Raw genomic sequence first — 25,052 nt, forward strand, 5'->3', positions numbered from 1 at the left:
TATTTGATTGATGACTTTGTTGCTGCGTGCTTATGCCGTTGCGGGGAGTTGAATGACAAAAGCTGCTCCGCCAAGCTCGCTAGTACCAATGGTCATTGTGCCGCCATAACTGCTAACGAGCTCATGGCATACTGCTAGACCAATTCCTTGTCCCGATGATTGAGTGTCGGCTCTCATACCGCGTTGGATTATTTTTTGTTTAATGGCGTGGTCTACGCCGGGGCCGTCATCTTCAACACTGAGTTGGATGATATTGTTATCGAGGCTCGCGGCGCTGATCATGACGTTATTGCCACATAAGCGAAATGCATTTTCCAGTAAATTACCCAATAGCTCCATTACATCGCCTTTGCTGAGTGGTAGTTGCAATGATGCTGATATGTTTAGGGTGAATATGACATGTTTGTCTCGATATATTTTATCGAGCATTTGCGCAAGTTGTTGAGCAATCGGTGCGATAGCGGTTTGTTGTTGACGTAAGCCTTGTTGGCCTAACATGGCACGCTTGAGTTGATACTGTACTAAATGATCCATGTCATTTATTTGTTCAAGTATTTTTTTGTGCTGTTGCTGACGATCTAATGAGTCATCGTCAATGATGGCAATACTGGCGGCGAGACGCGTTTTTAAACTGTGAGCAAGGTCGTTCATGGCATTTTGATAGCGCGTTTGACGTTGATCTGTTTGGTCCATAAGTTGATTTAATGCCGTGGTGATGCCTTGTAATTCAACGGGGTAATCTTGTGATAGGCTTTTTTTATGTCCTTGTTGCAGCTGTATCAACTCTTGTTTCAGCTTCGTTAATGGCCGCATTCCCCAGTAGGCTGCACTTACTAGCAGTAACAGTGCAATAGCCATTACCATTGCCAATCTAAAATAAGTGAGTCGATTAAATTGACTGAGTTCAGTTTTCAATGCGGTGGCGTCTTTTAAAATCAATAGATGATACATTTCGGTTTCAACGTCAATGCTGAGCAAGTAAGCAAAGTAACTTTGTTGGTCATTAAAATTGAGGTAGAACGGTGGGAAATCATCTTTTATATCAAGATATTGTTCACAAATGTTATTCAAGTTTAAGCTGATAGCGAAGTCAGAACGCCATAAGGTGTTATAGCTGCTATTGCAGGTAGCCATAATGTATTGCGTGTCGACGTCGTCACCTTCACGGGCCTGGGTGATAGGGATTAGATTGTTTTCGCGAAACTCAGCGGCAATGATGGGTAGTTGAGCTATTAAGGCGCTGGTGGTTTGGTTATAGCGATTTTGGGCATGGAGCAAGGTAATTAACCAGGCCAGACCAAATCCTACTAACGCGATAATACCCAAGGAGGTTAAGAACATCCTGGTAAGCAGACGTTTTTTAGGTCGTAAAATTAGTCGCATGGGTGGTTAAATTTATATCCTTGGCCGCGAAGGGTAATGATGGACTGTTCTATTCCACCTTGAGCAAGTTTCTTTCTTAATCGGCTGACCATCACTTCAATAGTGTTGGGATCGCCTTCTTTGTCGGCATAGACCACATCCAGTAAACGCTGTTTAGCGACAACCTCATGGCAATGGCGCATCAAGTATTCCAGAATAAGGTATTCAAAGGCAGTTATGTCTAATGGTGTTTGGTTTAGCGTTACATGTTTTGCCGCGACATCTATTTGCAGAGCACCGCTGGTGATGGTTGAGCGAACAAAACCACTGCTGCGGCGCACTATGGCATCAAGTCTGGCGATGAGTTCTTCTTTTTGAAATGGTTTAACTAAGTAGTCGTCTGCACCAGCATTGAGCCCTTCGACTTTATCTTGCCACGTTAGTCGAGCGGTTAAAATTAGAATCGGCGCTTTAACATCTGCATTACGCAGCATTTTGATTAGACTTATTCCATCTTGATCGGGTAAGCCTAAATCAATAATAGCAGCATCAATAGGATAATTAGTGGCTTGATAAAATCCTTCTTTTGCGGTTAATGCCACTTGCACTTGATTACCTTGATCTGATAACTGCACCTGTAAATGGTGTGACAACAGAGGGTCGTCTTCAATAACCAATATGCGCATAATCCATCCTTGTTAAGCCGTCACTTTATGTGAAATGTGCTTGGCCAATATTACCCTACAAGTTGGTACGGTTAAATATTAACCAAACTTTTTATGATGGTTATATTAAAACTTATTATCATTATGGTCATCGTAGTAATTATTCTTGCTAACATTTCACACTGAATGGGCTTTGTCGGTGTAATCAGGTATCAGGTAAGTTAGAATAGGGTTATTGACAGACTAACTTTTAAGATTGAGATGAAACTAACACATTTATTATCGGCTAGCTTTTTAAGTTTATTTTCGACAGTTGCATTAAGTGCAACGTTTACCTTTACGGCTATCCCTGATGAAGATGAAAGTCAGCTTCGGACTCGCTTTGATAAAGTGGCTGATTATTTAACCGAGCAGTTGGGCGTGGAAGTGAAATATATTCCGGTAAAGTCATATTCTGCAGCGGTAACAGCATTTCGTAATAACCAAGTACAACTTGCTTGGTTTGGTGGTTTATCTGGTGTGCAAGCGCGTCGTTTAGTGCCAGGTTCTGAGGCTATTGCCCAAGGTTTTGAAGATCAGTTTTTCAAGAGTTATTTGATTGCTCATAAATCTACTGAAATGGCTGCTTCAACTAATTTTCCTTCATTGAATGATTATACCTTTACCTTTGGTTCTAAAGACTCAACTTCAGGCCGTTTGATGCCACAGTATTTTATTGAAAAAAATACCGGTAAGCCAATTGAACAAATTTTTAAACGCATTGGTTTTTCTGGCGACCATAGCCGTACTATCAGCCAAGTTGAAGCAGGTGTTTATCAAGTCGGCGCGGTTAATTACAAAGTGTGGGACACCGCCGTTGAGAAAGGTGAAGTTGATACCAGCAAAGTGAAAGTCATTTGGGAAAGCCCTACTTACCCTGATTATCAATGGACGGTGCATTCGGGTGTTGATGAGACGTTTGGTGCAGGCTTTAAAGAAAAGCTGACTAAAACGTTAATTGGTATGACGGATAAAGATTTGTTAGCCAGCTTCCCACGTGAGTCGTTTGTACCGGCTAAAAATAGCGATTATGAACCGATTGAGCGCGTGGCAAAAACAATTGGAATGCTCGATTAATGTTGTCGTTGGTTGATGTTGATTTAGGTTATAACCAGCAAATTATATTACCTAAAGTGAATTTGTCATTTAAGGCAAATGAGCATGTGGCTATTTTAGGCCCTTCAGGCGTGGGTAAAACCACGCTGTTGCATCACCTTTATCAACAATTGGCCGAGCAAACCTGTTTGTGCTCACAAGCACAGGGGTTAGTTGATAACCTGTCGATATATCACAATGTGTTTATTGGTGGGTTAGCGCGTTATTCCCGTTGGTATAATTTGGCTAATTTGTTGTTGCCGTTTAATAAGCCGCAACAACAAATCGCCGCTATTTGCCAGCAACTAGAACTGACCGTGCCTTTGCAACAGAAAGTCAATGAGTTGTCTGGTGGTCAGCGCCAACGAGTGGCTTTAGCCAGAGCGTTATTTCAGCAACAAGCGGTGTTTATGGGCGACGAGCCCTTTTCTGCATTAGATCCGCTAATGGGCTTACGATTACTAAACTTGATTAAGCAAACGCATCAGAGTGTTATTTGTGTGTTGCATGATGCCGAACTAGCGTTAGCAAACTTTGAGCGTATTATTGTCATTAGTGATGGCAAAGTAGTACTGGATGACAAAGCGAGCCAATTATCTCTGGCTCATTTATCACAGCATTATGCATTAGCCGATTTACCAAACCATTCAGTGGCATAAATATGAATATGTCGATGCAGCTAAACTATTTATCTTCATTCTATCCCCGTTTTTATAATGCCTAAAATGATGACTCACAGTCGCTACTCTTTTGTAGGGCATTGGCAGAAAATCACTCTGTTGCTTTTACTCATGGTCTCGGTGTGTTGGTTTTTTGCTGATACCGAGGTGATTGCACTCGATCCTTGGTCTGAGCTTGGTCGCATGTGGCAAGGCTTTGTGCACCCTGACTTTTTCGCGACAGAGTATTTACTTGATGCGCTGTGGCAAACCATTAGTTTTGCGCTGCTTGGGATTACGATTGGGTTGCTATTGGGATTTCCATTAGCATTGTGGTATCAACATCCTGTAGTGGCGGCAATGTGTGCCTTTATCCGTGCTATCCATGAGATATTTTGGGCATTGATATTCTTACAGATATTTGGTCTTTCAGCCATTACCGGTATTTTAGCCATAGCGCTTCCTTATGCTGCTACTTTTGCCCGTGTGTTTGCTGATATTTTACAGCAAGCGCCAATGCATACCTTATTTTCACTGCCTAAGGGCACCGATAAACTGTCGGCATTTATATATGGTCGATGGATGCACATGTATCCGCAGATTGTCGATTATATTCGTTACCGTTTTGAATGCGCGCTTCGTAGTAGTGCTGTGTTGGGCTTTATTGGTATGCCGACATTAGGGTTTTATTTAGAATCCGCTTTTCGTCAGGGGCATTATCAACAAGGCGGTGCACTATTAATCTTATTTGTGTTGTTAATTGGTAGCATACGTTTTTGGGCTAAACCGATAATGCTTTGGCTGTATTTACCGCTTGCTGTGTACTTCTTACCTCCCATTCCTGTTATCGACTCGCAACTTATTTGGCGTTTTATCAGTGTTGATGTTTTACCACCGATGCTTCAAGGACAACCCTTCTTGAGCTGGTTTGACACAGATAACCTGTCGAAGCTCGTTAACTGGAGTTATACATTAATCAGCCAGCAAGTGTTTCCCGGGATGGTTGCTACCTTGGTACTGGCTTTTTGTGCTTTGGGGTTAACTCATGTGTTGACGTTGGTATTATTGCCTTTTAATACCCACTTGATGATGCCAAAAGTGGTTATTTTAATCATGAGGGCGGTGAATTTAATATTACGTTCATTGCCTGAATATTTATTGGCTTTTGTGTTTATGATGCTACTAGGGCCCTCGATGTTGCCAGCGATTATCGCGTTAGCGCTGCACAATAGCGGCTTGATGGTCTTTTTAATGTCACGTCAAGCTGACAGCATTAGTGTGCCGTTGACATACAAGCCTAGGATTGATCAGTACAGTTATCTAGTGCTACCTGCTATATACCCACATTTTATGGGACTGCTGTTTTATCGATTTGAAGTGATTATCCGTGAAACGGCTATCTTGGGCATGCTTGGGGTGATGACGTTGGGTTTTTATGTCGACAGTAATTTTTCTGAAATTCGCTTTAGTGGGGCATTGTTGCTGTTGTTTTTCACTGCGGGTTTGAATGTGGTTGTAGATTATTTAGCACGTCGATTATTGCATTATCCTCGCAGCCGTTTACAGGCTTGCTAAAGTCTCTTGGTTTCAGGCTTGCTAAATAAAGTCTCTTAGTTTAAAGCTATAAACGGGTAAGCATCGTGGCTCAAACAGGTAACTGCTTGATAAAAATAGTCAACTTATTCAACTGCTTACTTAATCGAATTTAATCATGTTTAAAACTGACCGATAATTTGATGAATTATATTATTGGCAATCGTGACTGCAACGGCAATAAAAATAATCCCAACGAGTAGATCTATAATGGTATTGGCCGCGAGTAATTTTTGTTGTACCCGAGGTTTAGATAGGATCAGTGCGAGTAAACTAAACCACGCCAATGACAACACAAATAACAATACCGTGGCGGCAATTTTAGTTGAGTAATTGACTTGTGGCGTAATCAATACAGAAAATAAAGTAATAAAAAAGATCAGCGCTTTAGGATTCAGTAGATTGGTATATAGTCCAACTTTAAATCCCTTTAATGACGATATCAGCGCCGCTTTTGCCACATTAGGTTGCGTTGATGAAATATCTGAATTACGACGTTTGCTAATCATACTGGTGATAGCTGACTTGAGCGCCCCATATCCCATCCATGCTAAATAGCTACTGCCAATTAGTTGTACGGTCATAAAGGCAACATGAGACTGTTGTATCATCACACTGATGCCCATCAACGACAAAAAAGTGTGAATTAAGATAGCGACAGCAATGCCGAAGGCACAATAAAGTGCGGTTAAGCGTGTTTGCTGCGTAGCCATTTTAACGATAATGGCAAAGTCAGGTCCTGGGCTCATTAATGCCACAATGTGAATAACCGCTAAACCCGCCAATAAAGTCATGTCCATATTTATTCCGTTTTTTATAAGTTAAAGCTGGCTAGATTTTGTTGATATCCATTTGTTGATATCCATTTGTTGATATCCATTTGTTGATATCTATGAGAGCTTATTTCAATGTAAGTTGATGATAATGGCACATTTATGTAGGAAAAAGATAATAAAAAAGCGCTAAATTAGCGCTTTTTTATATAAGGTGAACTTAAGTGTTATTTTTTGGCGTTAAGCACTTGTTCTTCAAAACTTTTGGCTGCTTTACCTGCTTGCGAATCGTTGAAGACTTCTTCATTAAATTCGCCTTCTGATTTGGCAATGATCACCGTAGCCACTGCATCACCAGTGACGTTTACTGCAGTGCGGATCATGTCTAGCATTCTGTCTACACCAATAATTAAGGCAATACCTTCAACCGGTAAGCCTACTTGGTTTAACACCATTGCCAGCATAATAAGGCCGACACCAGGCACACCCGCAGTACCGATAGATGCCAGTGTGGCCGTTACCACTACAGTCGCGTAATCCATGATGCTCAGTTCAATACCAAATACTTGGGCAATAAATACCGTTGCAACACCCTGCATAATGGCGGTGCCATCCATGTTGAGAGTGGCACCAAGTGGTAAGGTGAATGACGCGATTTTGTTGTCGACGCCCATTCTGTGCTCTGCGGTTTCAATGGTTACCGGCAATGTTGCGTTGGAACTTGCGGTACTAAAAGCAAACAGCTGTACGTCGCGGATTTTACGTAAAAACATCAACGGGCTGAGACCCGAGAACAGTTTTAGTAGAGTAGGGTAAACCACTAAGCCTTGGATAAATAAAACGGCAACCACCAGGAGGAAGTATTTGACAACACTACCGAAGGTTTCTAAGCCCAACGTTAAGCTGAGGGTCGCCATCAGTGCAAACACACCATAAGGTGCTAACTGCATAATTAAGGTAACCACACGCATAATCACATCATTTAAGTCGTTAAAAAATGACGCTATACGCGTACCTCTTTCACCAATATGTGAGATGGCAAAGCCAAAAACAACTGCAAATAGGATAATCTGCAACATATTGCCTTCACTCATGGCTTGCATAGGGTTTGTCGGTACAATATTAATAATGACTTCAGACAGGCTAGGCGCGTCTTTTGCCGAGTATTCTAATACGTTACCGGCCAAACTTGCATTACCTGGATGGATTAACACGGCTGCTAGAATCGCAATAGTAAGCGCAATAGCGGTAGTGAATAAATAGAAGGATATGGTCTTGCCACCAAGACGTCCCAGTTTAGATGGATCGCTAAGGGAGCAAGTACCGCATACTAATGAGATAAATACCAAAGGTACGACAAGCATTTTTAAGCTTGAGATGAAGATAGTACCAATGACATGTAAGAATCCATCGGTAATGTACTCTTGAATAAATTGACTACCAGGGAAAAAGTTTCTCAATGCTAGGCCAAATATAATGCCTAATGCCATGCCAATTAAAATTTTGCTCGTGAGTCCGAGCTTGTATTGATTACTCACAGAGTGTTCCTTCTCATCATATTATTTTATGTCTTTATTGAATGCGCTAAAGATTAGCAGGTATCGGCAACTTAGGAAATGGCATAAAAGTGAAAGTTTTCGCCAATAAATAGCGAATAAAATAGTAGAGTTATGCTAAAGTTATAAGATGTTTGCGTATTGTTAATGTATAAGTAACTATAATAATTCTTAAGTTTATTTTAATGTAACAGGGAGCCTGACAATGAGGTCAGCATATAAAGTTTATTTTGCGCTTTTATGTTCTTTTTTTCTCGTCGCATGTGGCGGCGGTGGCAGTATAACCGATGATGGAACCGGAGGTGGGACTACACCAGACCCAACCATATCTATTTCGTTAAGTATCGACAACACTCAAGTTTCTGTTGCAGAACCTGCAGTTATTACTGCAACCGTAAAAGACTCAACAGGTGCCGCTGTCAGTACGCTTGTTTCATTTACGCTTAATAATGATGATTACGGTACATTTGCGCCAAGTACCGGTGAAGTTGTCACCAATTCAAGCGGTGTCGCCACTATCCAACTCAACACGGCTGAGATTAATACCGGAGCAACAGTAACCGCGACTACCACGTCTGGTGAAAGTGCATCATTATTTGTCACTATGACGGGTGATGGCGGTGTTGCAGGTGGTGGGGCTCAAGTGTCATTGGTGTTAACTGATGCCGCTGGTAACGCTGTTCAATCGATTAGCACTTTATCACCAGGTAAATTAACTGCGACAGTCACTGGTATTACAAAGTCTTCAATTGTTACATTTGCTAGCCCAATTGGTGATTTACCCGTTAAAACTGCAGTAACTAATGCACAAGGTAAAGCTACCGTTGATATTTATGCTGGCAGTTCGTTAGGTGCTGGTGAAGCAACTGCGACATTATCAACCAATGAAACCGGTTCAACTATTGTTGTTGTTGGAGCAACCAACGTCGTGATGGGCAGTGGTACACCATTTGTTGAAGGTGTCGCAGCTATTAGTGCTACTGATTTATCTGCGGGTGGAACGGCAACGGTAACCGTGTCTATTCAAGATGATTTAGGTAATGCCTTTACACAACCTGTGGATGTAAACTTTTCATCTACTTGTGCGACCAAAAGCCCTGCGCAAGCAGTGATTAGCTCGCCTGTGTCGTCAAGTAATGGCGTCGCAACCTCAACGTATCGTGCCGAGGGCTGTGTTGGTGAAGATCAAATTAATGTCACAGCCAATGCCGGTGGCATCAGTTTATCTGCAGTTGGTACCATCAATATACTGCAGGCTGATGTTGGCAGTATTGTGTTTGTATCAGCGATTCCTGAAAACATAAGTATTCTAGGTACTGGTGGTACTGAATCATCAGTGGTTAAATTTAAAGTTTTGGATAAAAATGGCAATGTGGTTGCTAACCAAAATGTTAAATTTGCACTAAATACTACTGTAGGTGGGGTTAAAATTGATCCCCTGCAAGCTACTACAGATAATAGTGGTATTGTGCAAACGGTAGTAACCACAGGTACAGTCGCGACTTCTTTACGAGTGACTGCGACGGTAGACAATGGTGCAGTTCCTGCAGTATCGAGTCAGTCTAGCCAGTTAATTGTGTCTACGGGTATTCCTGATCAAGACAGTTTTTCTTTATCGGCTGAACTGTTTAATGCAGAAGGTTGGGATGTAGATGGTACTGTTGTTAAGGTTACCGCTCGTATGGCCGATGCGTTTAACAACCCTGTACCCGATGGCACAACGGTATCTTTTACCACTGAAGGTGGTTCTATTGAAGATGCATGTCAAACCGTAGATGGTGCATGTTCGGTATCTTGGATAAGCCAGTTACCAAGACCTGAAGGTGTTGTTCTTTTTGATGGGTTAGGCGTACAAGTGAAAAACCCTCAAGCTAGCTTAAAATGTTACAACCTAAGCGATGGTTCCGAAGATATCACTTGTCTTAATGCCAATATTGTTTATGGCAATTTTTATGACCAAAAATATGGTGGCCGTGCAACGGTTACCGCAACTGCTATTGGTGAAGAGTCTTTCCCGGATTTAAATGGTAATGGTCGCTTTGATGCATCAGAAGCAAATACGTTTCTTACTGGGACAGATGTCACTGGTCAAGCATTTGATTTAAATGATGCTTATAACGACTACAATGAAGACGGTTTATTTAATCCGCAGCAAACCGGTGGCCAAGCTGGTGGCACATTGGAAGAGTTAATCGATTTTAACTCCAACGGTACATTTGATGTCAAAGACGGTAAATATAATGGTGTGCTTTGTTCAGACCCTGTACACAGTGCATGTGCTGATGGCGTCAGTGATTCAAAGTCATTGTTTGTCCGCAGAAGCTTAACCTTAGTGATGTCTGGTAGTGCAGCGTATGCTACTAATCCTGCCAATATAGTGGTTGTTGATAGCACAGGAACACACTCTGGTGCTAGTGACATGATCATCGTGGGCAAAGGTGCTGCTTCTGCAACATTTACTATCTCTGACTTACATAACCAACAAATGCCAGCCGGTTCGATCGTAAGATTTACCACATCAGCGGGCTCGGTGGTGAGTTCAAGCGAATATACATGGCCAAGTACTAATTACAATGGTGGTCGTCAGTTTACTACAACCATTAAAGGCGAAGATGAACCAAACTCTGGTGTATTCCTCGTTGAAGTTGAGTCGCCAAATGGTCTGGTTACTCCAGTGGTATCCATTGGTGTAACAATCCTATAATCGACTGGGTAACAGTTTCAATCGTTAAAAAGGCGCACTTAGCGCCTTTTTTATTGATTCGGTTTAGCAATGTAAAACAAAAAGCCAACAGCGGATGCTGTTGGCTTTTAAAATATGTTATTCAATTATTCATTCGACCCGTTAACGTTATCTTTGGAACTGATACACGCTGCCTAACTTTAATATTTGTGTGAGTTCATCTAACGCGGTGCGTGATTCAATAATTAATTGTGGATCTGCTAGATCGCTTACCGTGAGTTGGTCACGATAATGTCTATCAACCCAGGCATTTAAGCGCGTAAATAAACCGTCATTCATCAATGTGTTTTGATTAACTGCAGCGACTTCTTGTTCGTTCATCGCGACTCGTAAACGTAAACAAGCTGGACCACCACCGTTTTGCATACTTTGCTTAACATCATAATAGCGCACTTGTTTGATCGGCGTGCCTAAGGTAACAAGTTCATTTAAGTAAGCAAATACCGCAGGGTTTTCCTGGCAATTTGTTGGCGCAATAATGGCCATTTCACCTGAAGGTAGGGTGATGATTTGGGTATTAAATAAGTAACTACGAACGGCATTATCAATGGATACTTGCTCTGTGGTGACTTTGACAAAATGCATGTCAGAGTTCATTTTACGGCGAATTTCATCGAACTTTGCTTCGGTATTTAAAAACGCTTGTTCGTGGTAGAACAACACATTTTTGTTACCCACTGAAATAACGTCATTGTGGAATACACCTTGATCAATCACATCTGGATTTTGCTGCATAAACACGCAGCTTTCATCTTCAAGTTGGTGCAACCGCGCTACTGCTTGAGATGCTTCCAATGTTTGGCGAGCTGGATATTTTGTTGGTTTAGGGGCGTTAGGGTTAGTTGCTGTTTGACCATAGACAAATAATTCAACGCCAGCATGACCGTATTCAGAACATAGGCGAGTATGATTAGCTGCTCCTTCATCACCAAAGCTTGCGTGTTCTGGCAAATGTTGATGATGCTTAAAATAGCGGTCGTTATTAAATGTCGCCTGCAAAATATTGCCGGTAGTGACAGGTTCAATACTGCGGTGTAATTTATCAACTAAATTAGCTGGGGTGAAGTGAACTTTACCGTCACAGGTGTCTGCACTGGGTGACACTGTAGCCGCGTTAGCTGTCCACATACTTGATGCACTGCAACAAGCATTAAGTAGCGCAGGAGCCTGCTGAGCAGCTTTTTGTAAAACCTCAGCGTCAGACCCAGAAAAACCAATTCGACGCAATGTGTATAGGTCTGGGCGCTCCTGTGGGGCTAATACCCCTTGCACCATCCCCAAATCTGCTAATGACTTGGCTTTTTGCAAACCTTGTTTAGCTGCCGCTTTAGGATTTGATGTCTGGGCCGCATTACTAAATGAGGCCACATTACCAAATGATAATCCGGCATAGTTATGGGTTGGTCCAACCAAGCCATCAAAGTTCGCTTCAAAATGCTTCATTCGTGATCCTTGAGAATTTTAGTGAATAATTATTATTGTAGTTACACTCATTTGTGTTACTTATAAAAAAGGAACGTGATTGTTCATGTCAGTTAACGCTAATTTAACCCCAGTATACTGAAGCTATAAGGGTTAACAAGGTGTGGTTAATTTGTACAAATGTGTATAAATGACTAAAAATGCACTGAAGGTGCTCGCAAGTATCATTAAGTGAAAAATTACGTTTAAAAAACGCATATTATTTTTTACATTTTTTATTTTTGATTCAATTCTGATTAAAAAATGACTTACTAGCCATGTAAAAGAGGGATTAACTTGAAACTATTGTCTCAACCCTCTATATATGGAATCAATTTTCTTTTTTTCGAGACTTTTTGGCGCAAATAAAACTATGGGTAAATCGCTAGTTATTGTCGAATCGCCGGCCAAAGCCAAGACAATTAATAAATATCTTGGTAAAGACTTCATTGTGAAGTCGAGTGTAGGTCATATTCGTGACTTACCAACTTCGTCTACTTCTGACGGTACAACTGTGACTAAAACCGCAGCAGAAGTTAAGAAATTATCTCCTGAAGAAAAAGCTAAATACAAGCTGATCAGAGACAAACAAGCGCTTGTGGCGCGAATGGGTGTTAACCCAGATAAAGACTGGGCGGCTAAGTATCAAATTCTGCCTGGTAAAGAAAAAGTTGTTAAAGAATTAAAAGCGTTAGCAGAAACTGCTGACCAAATATATCTCGCAACGGATTTGGACCGTGAAGGGGAAGCCATTGCCTGGCATTTACAGGAAATTATTGGTGGTGATCCTTCACGGTATCAGCGAGTTGTGTTCAACGAAATTACTAAAACAGCGATTCAAGATGCGTTTAGTAAACCGTCGGTACTTGATACCAATATGGTTAATGCCCAGCAAGCTCGTCGCTTTTTAGACCGTGTTGTTGGCTTTATGGTATCACCATTATTATGGAAAAAAGTCGCTCGTGGTTTATCTGCTGGGCGTGTTCAGTCGGTAGCAGTGCGCTTAGTTGTAGAGCGTGAAAGTGAAATTAAAGCGTTTGTTCCAGAAGAGTTTTGGGATATCCATGCTGAGTTAAATACACCTACCGCCGCTAGCTTGAAAATGCAGGTGATGAAGTATCAATCTGCTGCATTTGAACCGATTAATGAAGCGCAAGCTAAAGTCGCTGTCGATGCGTTGCGTGATGCAGCATATGTTGTTACTGCGCGTGAAGATAAAGCAACCTCAAGCAAACCTTCGGCACCTTATATTACGTCGACATTGCAGCAAGCTGCCAGTACTCGTCTTAGTTTTGGTGTTAAGAAAACCATGATGATGGCGCAGCGTTTGTACGAAGCTGGCCATATTACGTATATGCGTACCGATTCAACCAATTTGAGTAAAGAAGCGGTTGAAAACTTACGTGAAATGATTGGTGCCGAGTTCGGTGACAAGTATTTACCGGCAGAACCTATTCGTTATGGTAGCAAAGAGGGCGCTCAAGAGGCGCATGAAGCTATTAGACCGTCGAACGTGGCTGTGCAGTCCGCTTCGTTAACCGATATGGAAAGAGACGCTCAGCGCTTGTATGAGCTTATCTGGCGTCAATTTGTGTCATGTCAAATGACACCTGCTCAATATGATGCAACACGTTTAACGGTAACCGCGGGTGATTACGAATTAAAAGCCAGTGGCCGTACCTTACGTTTTGATGGTTGGACTCGTGTTCAGCCACAAGTGAGTAAGAAAAACGAAGAAGATAAGACGCTACCAGTCGTTGCAAAAGGTGACAAGTTAGTGCTTGAAACCTTATCTCCTAAGCAACACTTTACCAAGCCTGCACCGCGTTACAGTGAAGCGTCTTTGGTTAAAGAGCTTGAGAAGCGTGGTATTGGTCGTCCTTCAACGTATGCGACGATTATTTCAACCATTCAGGATCGTGGTTACGTTAAAGTTGATAACCGCCGTTTCTTTGCTGAAAAAATGGGTGAGATTGTCAGCGAACGCTTAGTCGGCAGTTTTAAAGAATTAATGAGCTACGACTTTACCGCCAGCATGGAGCAAACATTAGATGATGTTGCTCAAGGTAAGCTGGACTGGAAAAAAGTATTAGACGGTTTTTATGGCGACTTTACCAAGCAGTTATTGTTGGCCGAGTTAGATCCTGATGAAGGTGGTATGCGCCCTAATGAGATGGTATTAACAGACGACATTAAGTGTCCAACCTGTGGCCGTCCAATGGGTATTCGTACTGGTTCAACAGGGGTGTTCTTAGGTTGTTCTGGTTATGCGTTGCCGCCTAAAGAACGTTGTAAGACCACGCTAAACTTAACCCCAGGTGAAGAAGCGGTTAGCGACAATGAAGATGGCGAAACAGAAGCGTTACGTGCTAAACATCGATGTGGTAAGTGTGGTACCGCGATGGACAGTTATCTCATTGACGAAACACGTAAATTACATGTTTGTGGTAATAACCCGTCATGTGATGGTTACGAAGTTGAAGCCGGACAATTTAAGATTAAAGGCTATGAAGGTCCAATTATTGAGTGCGATCGTTGCGGCAATAATATGGAACTTAAAAACGGTCGATTTGGTAAGTATTTTGGTTGCACCAATAGCGAGTGTAAAAACACCCGTAAGTTGCTGAGAAGCGGTGAAGCGGCGCCACCAAAAGAAGATCCTATCTTTCTACCTGAATTAAAATGTACTAAATCGGATGCTCACTTTGTGCTTCGTGATGGTGCTGCTGGTATATTTTTAGCCGCCAGTACTTTCCCTAAATCGCGTGAAACACGTGCGCCGTTAGTGGAAGAGTTAGTGCAGTATCGCGATTTGTTATGGCCTAAATATGCGTATCTTGCCGATGCGCCAGTCGAAGATGATGAAGGCAATAAAGCCTCGGTTAAATTTAGTCGTAAAACCAAAGAGCAGTATGTTGCTACTGAAGTTGACGGCAAAGCTACCGGTTGGTCTTCTAAGTTTATCGGCGGTAAATGGGTTAGTGAATCAACTAAGAAAAAAGCTAAGAAATAATTTTTAGTATTGATTGATACATAACGCTCTTTATAAACGCTACCCAATTGGGTAGCGTTTTTGTTTGTGCCATAAATGACTTAATTATTTTTTGTATCATGAACCGCATAGGGACATGCTTTTGCAAACAGACAAACAGACAAACAGACAAACAGACAAACAGACAAACAGACAATCAAACAAAAAATCTAAGACATCAGACACAAAAAAAGCACCGATAAATATCAGTGCTTTTTTAGTGGTCATTTATTGTAAATTCACAACGATATTACACTGAAGTGCCTGACGTTATTTTTTCTCACTATTCTGTGCTGCTTGAATCGCCGTTAACGCAATGGTGTAGACAATATCATCGACTAATGCGCCGCGTGATAAATCGTTAACCGGTTTACGCATACCTTGAAGCATTGGCCCGATGCTGATTAAATCAGCACTACGCTGTACCGCCTTGTATGTGGTGTTACCCGTGTTTAAATCTGGGAACACAAATACGGTTGCTTTACCTGCGACAGGGCTGTCAGGTGCTTTAGAGAGCGCTACGTTAGGCATGACTGCTGCATCGTATTGCAATGGACCATCGATAATCAAGTCCGGACGTTTTTCTTTAGCGATTCGTGTGGCTTCACGTACTTTATCCACATCTGAACCGGTGCCAGAAGTTCCCGTTGAGTAACTGATCATCGCAACGCGAGGCTCAATACCAAAGGCTTTAGCTGATTCAGCTGACTGAATCGCAATATCGGCTAGCTGTTCAGGACTTGGATCTGGGTTAATCGCGCAATCACCATACACTAATACTTGATCTGGCATCAGCATGAAGAAAATCGATGACACTAAGCTAGAACCCGGTGCCGTTTTGATCAACTGCAATGGTGGGCGAATAGTGTGTGCCGTAGTATGAATAGCACCAGACACAATTCCATCAACTTCATCTTGTGCCAGCATCATGGTACCAAGCACCATGTTATCTTCCAGTTGTTCACGGGCAACAACTTCTGTTAATCCTTTGCTGCGACGTAATTCGAGCATAGGCACAACGTACTTTTCACGCACAGTTTCTGGCTCAATGATTTCGATGCCTTCACCTAAAATAACATCTTGTTGCGATGCAACGCGTAAGATCTCTTCGCGGTTACCGATTAACACGCAACGAGCAATACCCCGTTCTGCACAAATTGATGCAGCCTTAACGGTTCTAGGCTCTTCACCTTCAGGAAGCACGATAGTTTTACGGGCTGCACGGGCTAGTTCAGTTAACTTGTAACGGAATGCCGGAGGAGATAGACGGTGTTCACGTGGAGAATCCTGGGTAACACTTTCAATCCAGGTTTGGTCGATATGGCTGGCCACGTATTCTTGCACTTTTTCAACGCGCACCGCATCATCCACAGGTACTTCATGATCAAAACGTTGAATATTGAGCGAGGTCTGCCATGTATTGGAATCAATTAAAAATACTGGCAAGCCTGTTTCAAAAGCTTGTTCACATAACTTCATGATTTCTGGTTCTGGCGGGTAGCCCCCAGTAAGCAACAACGCGCCAATTTTAACGCCGTTCATGGCTGCTAAACATGCAGACACGATCACGTCGGAGCGATCGCCAGAAGTCACTAACAATGAATTTGTTTTGATGTGAGTAACCATGTTAGGCAGGCTACGGGCACAAAATGTTACACGGCGCATACGACGAGTATGCATTTCACCGGCATTAATGATTTTGGCATTTAAGTGCTTAGCTAAATCAGATGCGCGCGGGGCAATTAGCTCTAAATTGTATGGCACACTGCCTAATATACGCAGCGGACTTTTACCCGGAAGTTGGAACATTCCCGAGCTATCAACCGCGTTCATATTTTTATCATCAAATACTTCAGATAAATCAGGACGAGTGCGACCTTCGTTGTCAACGGGAGCACCAATTTTATTGATGATAGCGCCAATTAAACGTTTGTTTTTCTGTCCACCCCAAGAGTTAAAGGCGATTTCTAATCGATTCATTAATCCATTAGGCGTATCGTTTCCAGGGGTTGCGATGAAAATAACATCGGCGTCTAATGCTTTGGCAATTTCATAGTTAATGTCATCAGCAAATGGATGGCTTCGTGTTGGTACTAAGCCTTCAACCACTAGGATTTCAGTATTACTGGCGCATTCTGCTGCGCGGGCAATAATCTGTTCTAGTAGGACATCAGTTTGTTCTGAACGGATTAACGCTTCAGCATGGACCATTGAATAAGGTTCCAACGGATTAACAGTTGGAGACGTGCTTAAAATAGTGGTTGAACGTTCTGGACCAGTATCACCGGATCGAATTTGCGCAATAGGTTTAAAAAATTGCACTTTAACGCCTTTGCGTTCAAGTGCACGAACCATACCTAAGCTTAGTGATGTTAATCCCACTCCAATACCGATTGGAATAAGCATAATATTACGAGACATGACGACCTCTTGTGTGCGTATTGTTCATGTTAATTAACCGAATATAAGACCGAATAAGCTGCTTATTTAGCTGTGATCAGCTTAATAGCATCTTCGGCAATAACCCACTCTTCATTTGTTGGTATGACCATAGCAATAGGGCTACCTACTTGGGTAATGATGCCTTGCTGGCCAAAACGAGCCGCTTTATTCAAATTATCATCGACTTTGAAGTTAAATATTGCCAATAAATTAAGGACTTTCTCGCGAATAAGGTCTGAGTTTTCGCCAATACCGCCAGTAAATATAATGGCGTCTAAACGCCCTAATGGCACAGTGTAAGAGGCGATATATTTGGCTAAACGATAGCAGAAGATATCTAAGGCTAGTGTGGCACCTTTGTGACCGTCTTGATAACCTTCTTCAATCCCACGACAATCGTTGGTAAGTTCTGAAATACCCAATAAACCACTTTGCTTATTCAGTAGGTTATTGACTTCATCAAGGGTATAGCCAAGTTGTTTAACTAAATGGAAAATAATTGATGGGTCTAAATCGCCGCAACGTGTACCCATAACTAAACCTTCAAGCGGAGTTAAGCCCATTGACGTGTCGACACTTTTGCCACCTTTAATGGCCGTTACCGATGCACCATTACCTAAATGTGCACAAATAATATTGGTGTCTTTAGTCTCTTTGCCTAATACTTTGGCTGCTTCACGACAAATATAGATGTTGCTAGTACCATGCATGCCATAACGGCGAATACTATGTTCACGATACAATTTGTAGGGTAGGGCATAAATATATGCCTTTTCGGGCATGGTTTGATGAAATGCGGTGTCAAATACTGCAACTTGTGGCAAATCTGGGAATGAAGCGAGCGCGGCACGAATACCAATTAAATGCGCAGGATTATGTAGAGGCGCTAATGACGCACAATCTTCAATACCCTGAATGACATCCGGTGTAACAATAACCGAGCGAGTAAACTTTTCACCACCATGGACGATACGATGACCAACGGCTTTAATTTGTGCCGCAAGTTCTGGATGGTCTGCCAAAATGTTATTAACGATGAATTCTACCGCTTCGCGATGCGCAGTAAAGGCACCTAATTTGGCTTCATTCTTGCTGCCATCAGATTTCCACTTAATGCGTGAATCTTCTAAACCAAAACATTCAGCTAATCCAGAAACTTTATCATCGCCTGATTGAGCATCAATGATGGCAAATTTTAATGATGAGCTACCGCAGTTGAGCACGAGTACTAATTTGTCTGACATGTTAACGCCTTTTAAGTCAATGAAACTAAATAAAATAGTAAAATTCCATTTTGATTAAGGTTTATGATTATTCATTCATAAACGCCACACTTCGGTGTTCTTACCGTGATTTACGACTGAAATTTAAATCAGTATAGGCGTAAATTCTCCAGTGCATTTTGGGCATGACACTGTATTATGTTATCGTTATACTCATGTCCCAAGCTGTAAAGGTAGCCGTATATTGAACATGAATTTGGTTAAATTACTTGGCGATGGTCAACGTTATATGAAGACCTGGCCAATGGTTAGGCAACTTGGGTTTTATTTCCCTGAGTACCGTGTCGTCAAAGCGACTCAATTAGCGATTATTGCAATGCCTGTGTTGGCATTAGTCGTTGCGGCTAGCCAGCTGTATATATTTGGCTGGGATTATTTACCGCAAGCATTAACGATGTTGCTCTTTTTTATCAGCTTGCCACTACAAGGCTTATTATGGTTAGGTTGGCGAGCGAGCCATCCGTTACCGTTATCATTATTTGATTGGGGCAACCAACTCAGCTCAGCATTGACTGAGATGGGTATTTATTGCCAACCTTTAGGCGCAAAAGCCTGCTATTCTGATATGGCCACCATTTTGAAACTGGCTTTTGAACGTTTAGATCAAAGTTACTGGGACGAATTATAATTCATCTTATGCATAAGCCGATGCTAATTTACATCTGTTTATTGTTATTGTGACTAAAATGTAGCGTTAATACCTCGGTCAACAAACACCTGCTGAATTCTCTGCATGATTTCTGTACTTGGCGGTGAAATATGCGCCAAAGTATACGTTTCGCCAAAAGCTTGCCATTTATGTTCCCCTAACGGGTGATAAGGCAATAATTCAACTTTTTCAACATTGCTCATCGGTTTAATGAACTCAGCTAATGCGATGGCTGATTCGACATCTTCAGTAAATCCAGCGACAACCACATAACGGATCCAGGTTTTAATATTTCGTTTGGTAAGATATTGCGCAAACTGAAGTGTTCGATGGTTACTGACTTTAGTCAGTTCGATGTGTTTGGCATCGTCCATTTGTTTGATATCAAGTAACACTAAGTCGGTATTGTCGAGCAACTCATCTATTACGGGTTCGTATTTACGCACAAAGCCGTTGGTGTCTAAGCAAGTGTGTATACCCTGACTTTTGCAGGCTTTAAACAGTTCGCTGACAAATTGAGCTTGTAAAATTGCTTCACCACCACTGGCTGTAATGCCACCACCGCTGGCGTCTAAAAAGGGTTGATATGAAATGACTTGGCTCATTATTTCATCAACAGAAACTTCCTTACCGCCATCTAGATCCCATGTATCACGATTATGACAATATTGGCAGCGCATAAGGCAACCTTGCATAAAAGCGATGTAGCGAATTCCTGGACCGTCAACGGTTCCGAATGATTCCACTGAATGTATGCGACCTAACGTCATTGTTGTTCCTTAAAATGGGTATAAAAAAGGCTGTATCGATAAGATGTTACACATCGATACAGCCAATTTTAGCAGAGACTACATACTTTTAGTAAATGTACGAGTAATCACGTCTTGCTGCTGCTCAGGGGTGAGCGCATTAAAGCGAACGGCATAACCCGATACACGAATAGTTAATTGTGGATATTTATCCGGATTAACAATCGCATCTTCTAACATTTCACGGTTCATCACGTTAACGTTTAAGTGTTGACCACCTTCACGGTTAGGCTTGCTTAGGAAGTAGCCATCCATCAATGACGCTAAGTTAGTACGACGACCCGTATCATCTTTACCTAATGCATTTGGCACGATAGAGAAAGTATAAGAAACACCATCTTGTGCGTGGGCAAAAGGCAGTTTAGCCACTGATGTTAATGAAGCAATTGCACCATTTTCATCACGACCATGCATTGGGTTAGCGCCAGGCGCAAACGGAGCGCCTGAACGACGACCGTCAGGAGTGTTACCGGTTTTCTTACCATAAACCACGTTTGAAGTGATGGTTAAGATTGATTGTGTTGGAATGGCATTACGATACATTTTTTTAGTGCGAATTTTCGCCATAAAACGTTCAACTAAATCGCAAGCAATGTCATCGACACGAGCATCATTGTTACCAAATTTTGGATAGTCACCTTGAATGTCAAAATCAACCGCAATACCATTTTCATCGCGAATAGGCTTAACTTGAGCAAACTTAATCGCTGACAATGAATCGGCAGCAATTGACAAACCTGCAATACCACACGCCATTGTACGGCGCACATCGCGGTCATGTAATGCCATTAACGCAGACTCGTAAGAGTATTTGTCATGCATAAAGTGAATCGCGTTAAGCGCAGACACATACTGCGTTGCAAGCCAGTCCATTAAGCCATCAAGACGTGACATAACATCATCAAACTCAAGTACATCAGCAGTGATTGGGTCCGCTTTTGGTGCAATTTGGGTTTTAAGCTTTTCGTCAACACCACCGTTAATGGCGTATAACATGGTTTTGGCTAAGTTAGCGCGAGCACCGAAGAACTGCATATGCTTACCCAAAATCATTGGGCTAACACAACAAGCAATGGCGTAATCGTCTGACTCGAAGTCAGGGCGCATTAAGTCATCGTTTTCGTATTGAATTGAGCTAGTGTCAATTGATACTTTGGCACAGTAACTTTTAAAACCTTGTGGCAATCTTGTAGACCATAACACGGTAATGTTTGGCTCTGGGCTTGGGCCCATGTTGTACAAGGTATGCAAGAAACGGAAGCTTGATTTAGTCACCAATGTGCGACCATCAAGACCCATACCAGCGATAGATTCAGTTGCCCAGATTGGATCGCCTGAGAATAGTTCATCGTATTCAGGTGTACGCAGGAAACGCACCATACGTAGTTTCATCACGAAATGGTCAACCATTTCTTGTGCTTGCTGTTCAGTAAGAACACCATTTTTAATGTCACGTTCAATATAAGCATCAATGAACGTTGAGGTACGACCCAGTGACATTGCTGCGCCATTTTGGCTTTTTACTGCAGCAAGGTAACCAAAGTAAGTCCATTGAATGGCTTCTTTAGCATTTTTGGCGGGTACAGAAATATCACAACCGTATTTAGCTGCCATCACTTTCATTTGGCCTAAAGCACGATGTTGCTCAGAAATCTCTTCACGTAATTGGATCACACTTGATAAGTCATCACCAGCTTCAAATTGCGCTTGCAGTGAGCTGAATTGGGCAAACTTATCTTTCATTAGGTAATCGATACCGTACAAAGCAATACGGCGGTAGTCACCAATAATACGACCACGACCATAGGCATCAGGTAAACCTGTTAATATACCTGATTTACGGCAAGCCATAATTTCTGGGGTATAAACATCAAACACGCCTTGGTTATGGGTTTTGCGTAACTCAGAGTAAACGTAATTCACATCGCTGTTAAGTTCACGGCCATAAGCTTTACATGAACCTTCAACCATACGAATACCACCGTTGGGCAGCATGGCACGTTTTAATGGCGCTTCAGTTTGTAAACCAACGATAGTTTCAAGGTCTTTATTGATATAGCCAGCATCATGAGAGGTAATGGTTGAAACCATTTCAGTGTCGAAATCGACTGGAGCATGAGTTTGGTTCTCTTGCTTGATGCCTTCCATTACTTTGTCCCACAAAGTTAATGTTGCATCTGTTGCACCTGCTAAGAATGATTCATCACCCTCATATGGTGTGTAATTTTGTTGGATAAAGTCACGTACGTTAACTTCAGTTTTCCAATCGCCAGCTACGAAACCTTCCCACGCGTTGGCAAATAGTTCGGTTTTATCTGTCATTTACTTAACCCTCTGGTTGATTTTCTACGGATGTCATCACAATTAACACAAAGTGTTGGTATCCGTTGAGTGTTTACATTCTGTCGTCTAGGTAGATTCGCTAGACTGAGCCGTTTACATCTTCTGCGACATTGATGGCAGAAATGTTCCGCCTGGCTTGTGTAATGACGCTAATCGATATTGTTTCTGTTAATGAACTAATTGGTAAGACCAATTATCCATGGGTTAATAATAGCACAGCATAATGACGATATCGGCAGCTTTCGCTAACGGATTATCAAAAGTGTTAACTGGCTAACATATCTGTTTATAACTTGGAGTAGCCCGCGGCAATTTTTGGCAAATAAAAAGCGAAACCATTGCCGATCTCGCTTTTATATTGATGGTATTACCGAACATGACTAGATTATAGCAACGCTGGAATCCCTTCGATCATGCCTACTGCTAACATCGCCGCCAAACAAATCACAAAGGCTAGGCTTGGGATAACGATACGGTCTGCAAATGACAAGGTTTTAGGACGCTCTTTATCACCAATTAAACCATTATTATCAAGTAACATGGTTAACGCCCAAGCTAATACTGGGTTGGCAACAAATGCAGCGAAAATACAGATACCTGCGGCTTGGCTACTCGTCGTGTCTTTAACCATCTGTAAACCTGCCTCTAATAACGGCAGGAATACGCCAACTAAAAGCGCAATCGACATAACAGGGCGCCACACCGTGATATCCATAGGATAACCAATGATAGCCACAATAATACACAAGCTACCGAGTAGGATAGCGCCAGCTGGAATAGGGCGTTTGGCAATAGCCGCTGGGATCATGTAAGTTCCCCACGACGAGGTAATATTACCGCCACCGACTGCAGTACCAACGATCTGTCTTACTGAGCAAGTTGTCATCGTGTCATCAACATCCATCAGTACTTTTTCAGCGCCTTTTGGATAATTTAATTCTTGGAAAATACGATGACCAAGAAAGTCTGGTGACCACATGGCAACAGCCAGAATTGCGAATGGTAATGATGCAATAAAATGAGCTGCATTTGGTAAGCCTAACTGCCAACCATGTTCAGTTGAACCCCACCAATAAACCGGATTGAGATTTGGGATGCCTGGAGCGGTAGTAAATTGTAAATCTAAGCCTGCGCCTAGGCCAAATGCCAGAGTAACTGCTGCAATAGAACACAATGGAATCGCTAACCAGCGTTTACCGTATTTGGCTAATGCTGCATAAATAATGACATTGATTAACAAGATGGTAAATGCAACATAACCGAGTGAATAGTCAAGACTGTGCTTGGCTTGCAGTCCTCCTGCCCAGTCAAATAACGAACCTATCTGACTTTTAGCTCCCATAAATCCTAAGAACACCAATAAACCGCCGGCCACACCGCTACTGGTGAGGTTAACCAGTTTCGAGCCCCCTTTGAAATAACTTAAAATCAAGCCAAATATACCAATGAGGATTGCTAACGCTAATGGATGAGCACCAGCGAGCGCGATGGTACCAATTAACGGGATCATTGGTCCATGGTTGCCGCCAAGGTTTGCTCTTGGATTAATAAAACCAGAGCTAATAATACAGAAGAGTAAAGCTGGGATGAGCATTTCTACACGGACAATCTGGATAGCAAATTCTGCCCCAAGATTGACGTGATCCCATTTTTCACTTAAACCTGCAGCCCAAGCTGCCATTACTGCAGAATACATCACAGTAATACCAATAGTTCCTGCGATGGCTGGGACTAAGTCTTCCCATTCAAAACGAAAATCACGTCCAGGAAGGTTGAGTCCCCAACGTTTGGGCTTCATTATCTTGAGTTCATTTTCTAGATAGGCATCGCGAGTGTCAAACTCGCTAGCAGGACGGTGAAGCTCGCTGTAGCTTGCTTCTTGAGCTTGTGTATCTGAATTACTGACTGTGTCTGACATAATTTCTCATTCTCCGAAAAGAACAGGTTAATCCATCAAATGATGAAGTTTGAGTGTGTTCCTTTGAAGTGATGGCTATGTCCGTAAGAGCAGCTTGCCGGTGAGCCGCAATGGCTCTTATCACTTTGCTCAGCTGCGATGCCTTTATTAGGGAAGCATTACAGTGATGTCCTTATTACGATCTTTTTTGGTAAGACCAATTTACCTTGTGGATTTTAGCATAGCGTTGAGATTGCATCACTTGGTATCAAGAAAGTTGATGTTTTGTTTACTAGAAGTGAGAGCTGGATAACAAGTTAACAGCAAAATTAGATCAGTAAATTTGCCTAATAACTCACCTCGTAAGCAATACTCATTTCAGAATATTGTGTCACATCAATATAATTGATACTGGGTATAATTATTATTCAATTATATTTAAGACTTGTCTACGGGATTATTAAGAATTATAGAGAAATGACCGCTGCAGTAGCTACCATGGTGGTTACAAAATAAATTGGTCGAGTGCTGGCTGAAGGAAAGTAAGATTGGCTTTGGTGGTTGATAATGTCAGTACTTGAGAAGCATGAAATTGATAAACATGAATGGATAAAAAAAACGGCATCCGAAGATGCCGTTGTATCAATAAACC

General features: G+C 42.0%; 16 protein-coding genes. 6 read left to right on the forward strand and 10 right to left on the reverse strand.

Going from position 1 to position 25,052, the window contains the following annotated elements; all coding sequences use genetic code 11:
- Positions 1–30: 30 nt before the first annotated feature.
- Both GUY17_RS07635 and GUY17_RS07640 read right to left on the reverse strand, forming a co-directional pair.
- Entirely contained in the window at positions 31–1,383 is a 1,353-nt protein-coding gene (locus tag GUY17_RS07635; protein WP_101088023.1) for an ATP-binding protein, read from the reverse strand.
- On the reverse strand, positions 1,374–2,048 hold the full coding sequence (locus tag GUY17_RS07640; RefSeq protein ID WP_101088025.1) for a response regulator: 675 nt from the start codon (positions 2,046–2,048) through the stop codon (positions 1,374–1,376). The genes GUY17_RS07635 and GUY17_RS07640 overlap by 10 nt, the downstream gene beginning before the upstream one ends.
- Before the next feature lie 240 nt (positions 2,049–2,288).
- Between GUY17_RS07640 and GUY17_RS07645 the strand changes: the two genes are divergently transcribed.
- From GUY17_RS07645 to GUY17_RS07655, 3 genes are read left to right on the forward strand one after another with little or no spacing between them, the layout of a single operon-like run.
- On the forward strand, positions 2,289–3,143 hold the full coding sequence (locus GUY17_RS07645) for a putative selenate ABC transporter substrate-binding protein (RefSeq protein ID WP_101088027.1): 855 nt from the start codon (positions 2,289–2,291) through the stop codon (positions 3,141–3,143).
- On the forward strand, positions 3,143–3,820 hold the full coding sequence (locus tag GUY17_RS07650; RefSeq protein ID WP_101088029.1) for an ATP-binding cassette domain-containing protein: 678 nt from the start codon (positions 3,143–3,145) through the stop codon (positions 3,818–3,820). Before GUY17_RS07645 ends, GUY17_RS07650 begins: the two co-directional genes overlap by 1 nt.
- 57 nt (positions 3,821–3,877) lie before the next feature.
- Positions 3,878–5,395: an ABC transporter permease gene (locus tag GUY17_RS07655; RefSeq protein WP_101088031.1), complete on the forward strand. Its 1,518-nt coding sequence runs from the start codon at positions 3,878–3,880 to the stop codon at positions 5,393–5,395.
- A 140-nt stretch (positions 5,396–5,535) separates the two neighbouring features.
- On the opposite strand, the gene GUY17_RS07660 is transcribed toward GUY17_RS07655, so the two are convergent.
- Together GUY17_RS07660 and GUY17_RS07665 are read right to left on the reverse strand one after the other, a co-directional pair.
- Complete coding sequence (locus GUY17_RS07660) at positions 5,536–6,213, reverse strand: LysE family translocator (protein ID WP_059745481.1); 678 nt, start codon at positions 6,211–6,213, stop codon at positions 5,536–5,538.
- 200 nt (positions 6,214–6,413) lie between these two features.
- Positions 6,414–7,724: a dicarboxylate/amino acid:cation symporter gene (locus tag GUY17_RS07665; RefSeq protein WP_277949095.1), complete on the reverse strand. Its 1,311-nt coding sequence runs from the start codon at positions 7,722–7,724 to the stop codon at positions 6,414–6,416.
- A 223-nt stretch (positions 7,725–7,947) separates the two neighbouring features.
- Here GUY17_RS07665 and GUY17_RS07670 point away from each other — a divergent pair, with 223 nt between their 5' ends.
- The gene (locus GUY17_RS07670; RefSeq protein ID WP_162022777.1) at positions 7,948–10,446 is read left to right on the forward strand and encodes a hypothetical protein; all 2,499 of its coding nucleotides are present in this window, start codon (positions 7,948–7,950) and stop codon (positions 10,444–10,446) included.
- Positions 10,447–10,593: 147 nt separating this feature from the next.
- On the opposite strand, the gene astB is transcribed toward GUY17_RS07670, so the two are convergent.
- Positions 10,594–11,928: an N-succinylarginine dihydrolase gene (astB, locus tag GUY17_RS07675; RefSeq protein ID WP_162022778.1), complete on the reverse strand. Its 1,335-nt coding sequence runs from the start codon at positions 11,926–11,928 to the stop codon at positions 10,594–10,596.
- A 391-nt stretch (positions 11,929–12,319) separates the two neighbouring features.
- Here astB and topA point away from each other — a divergent pair, with 391 nt between their 5' ends.
- Positions 12,320–14,959, forward strand: coding sequence for a type I DNA topoisomerase (gene topA, locus GUY17_RS07680; RefSeq protein WP_162022779.1), 2,640 nt, complete (start codon positions 12,320–12,322; stop codon positions 14,957–14,959).
- A 288-nt stretch (positions 14,960–15,247) separates the two neighbouring features.
- On the opposite strand, the gene pta is transcribed toward topA, so the two are convergent.
- Positions 15,248–17,398: a phosphate acetyltransferase gene (gene pta / locus GUY17_RS07685; RefSeq protein WP_162022780.1), complete on the reverse strand. Its 2,151-nt coding sequence runs from the start codon at positions 17,396–17,398 to the stop codon at positions 15,248–15,250.
- A 62-nt stretch (positions 17,399–17,460) separates the two neighbouring features.
- Positions 17,461–18,663, reverse strand: a complete 1,203-nt coding sequence (gene ackA / locus GUY17_RS07690) for an acetate kinase (RefSeq protein ID WP_101088040.1) — start codon at positions 18,661–18,663, stop codon at positions 17,461–17,463.
- 223 nt (positions 18,664–18,886) lie between these two features.
- On the opposite strand from ackA, the gene yfbV reads away from it, so the two are divergent.
- Complete coding sequence (gene yfbV, locus GUY17_RS07695) at positions 18,887–19,330, forward strand: terminus macrodomain insulation protein YfbV (protein ID WP_101088042.1); 444 nt, start codon at positions 18,887–18,889, stop codon at positions 19,328–19,330.
- A gap of 53 nt (positions 19,331–19,383) precedes the next feature.
- Here the strand turns inward: yfbV and pflA are convergent, their stop codons facing one another.
- From pflA to GUY17_RS07710, 3 genes are all read right to left on the reverse strand, one after another.
- Entirely contained in the window at positions 19,384–20,121 is a 738-nt protein-coding gene (pflA, locus tag GUY17_RS07700; protein ID WP_162022781.1) for a pyruvate formate lyase 1-activating protein, read from the reverse strand.
- Between the two features lie 78 nt (positions 20,122–20,199).
- Positions 20,200–22,482 (reverse strand): formate C-acetyltransferase, encoded by a 2,283-nt coding sequence (gene pflB / locus GUY17_RS07705; protein ID WP_162022782.1) that lies wholly within the window; start codon positions 22,480–22,482, stop codon positions 20,200–20,202.
- Between the two features lie 406 nt (positions 22,483–22,888).
- Entirely contained in the window at positions 22,889–24,421 is a 1,533-nt protein-coding gene (locus GUY17_RS07710; RefSeq protein ID WP_162022783.1) for a DUF3360 family protein, read from the reverse strand.
- Positions 24,422–25,052: the final 631 nt, after the last annotated feature.

It is taken from the genome of Shewanella sp. Arc9-LZ, from assembly GCF_010092445.1.
Taxonomy (GTDB): domain Bacteria; phylum Pseudomonadota; class Gammaproteobacteria; order Enterobacterales; family Shewanellaceae; genus Shewanella.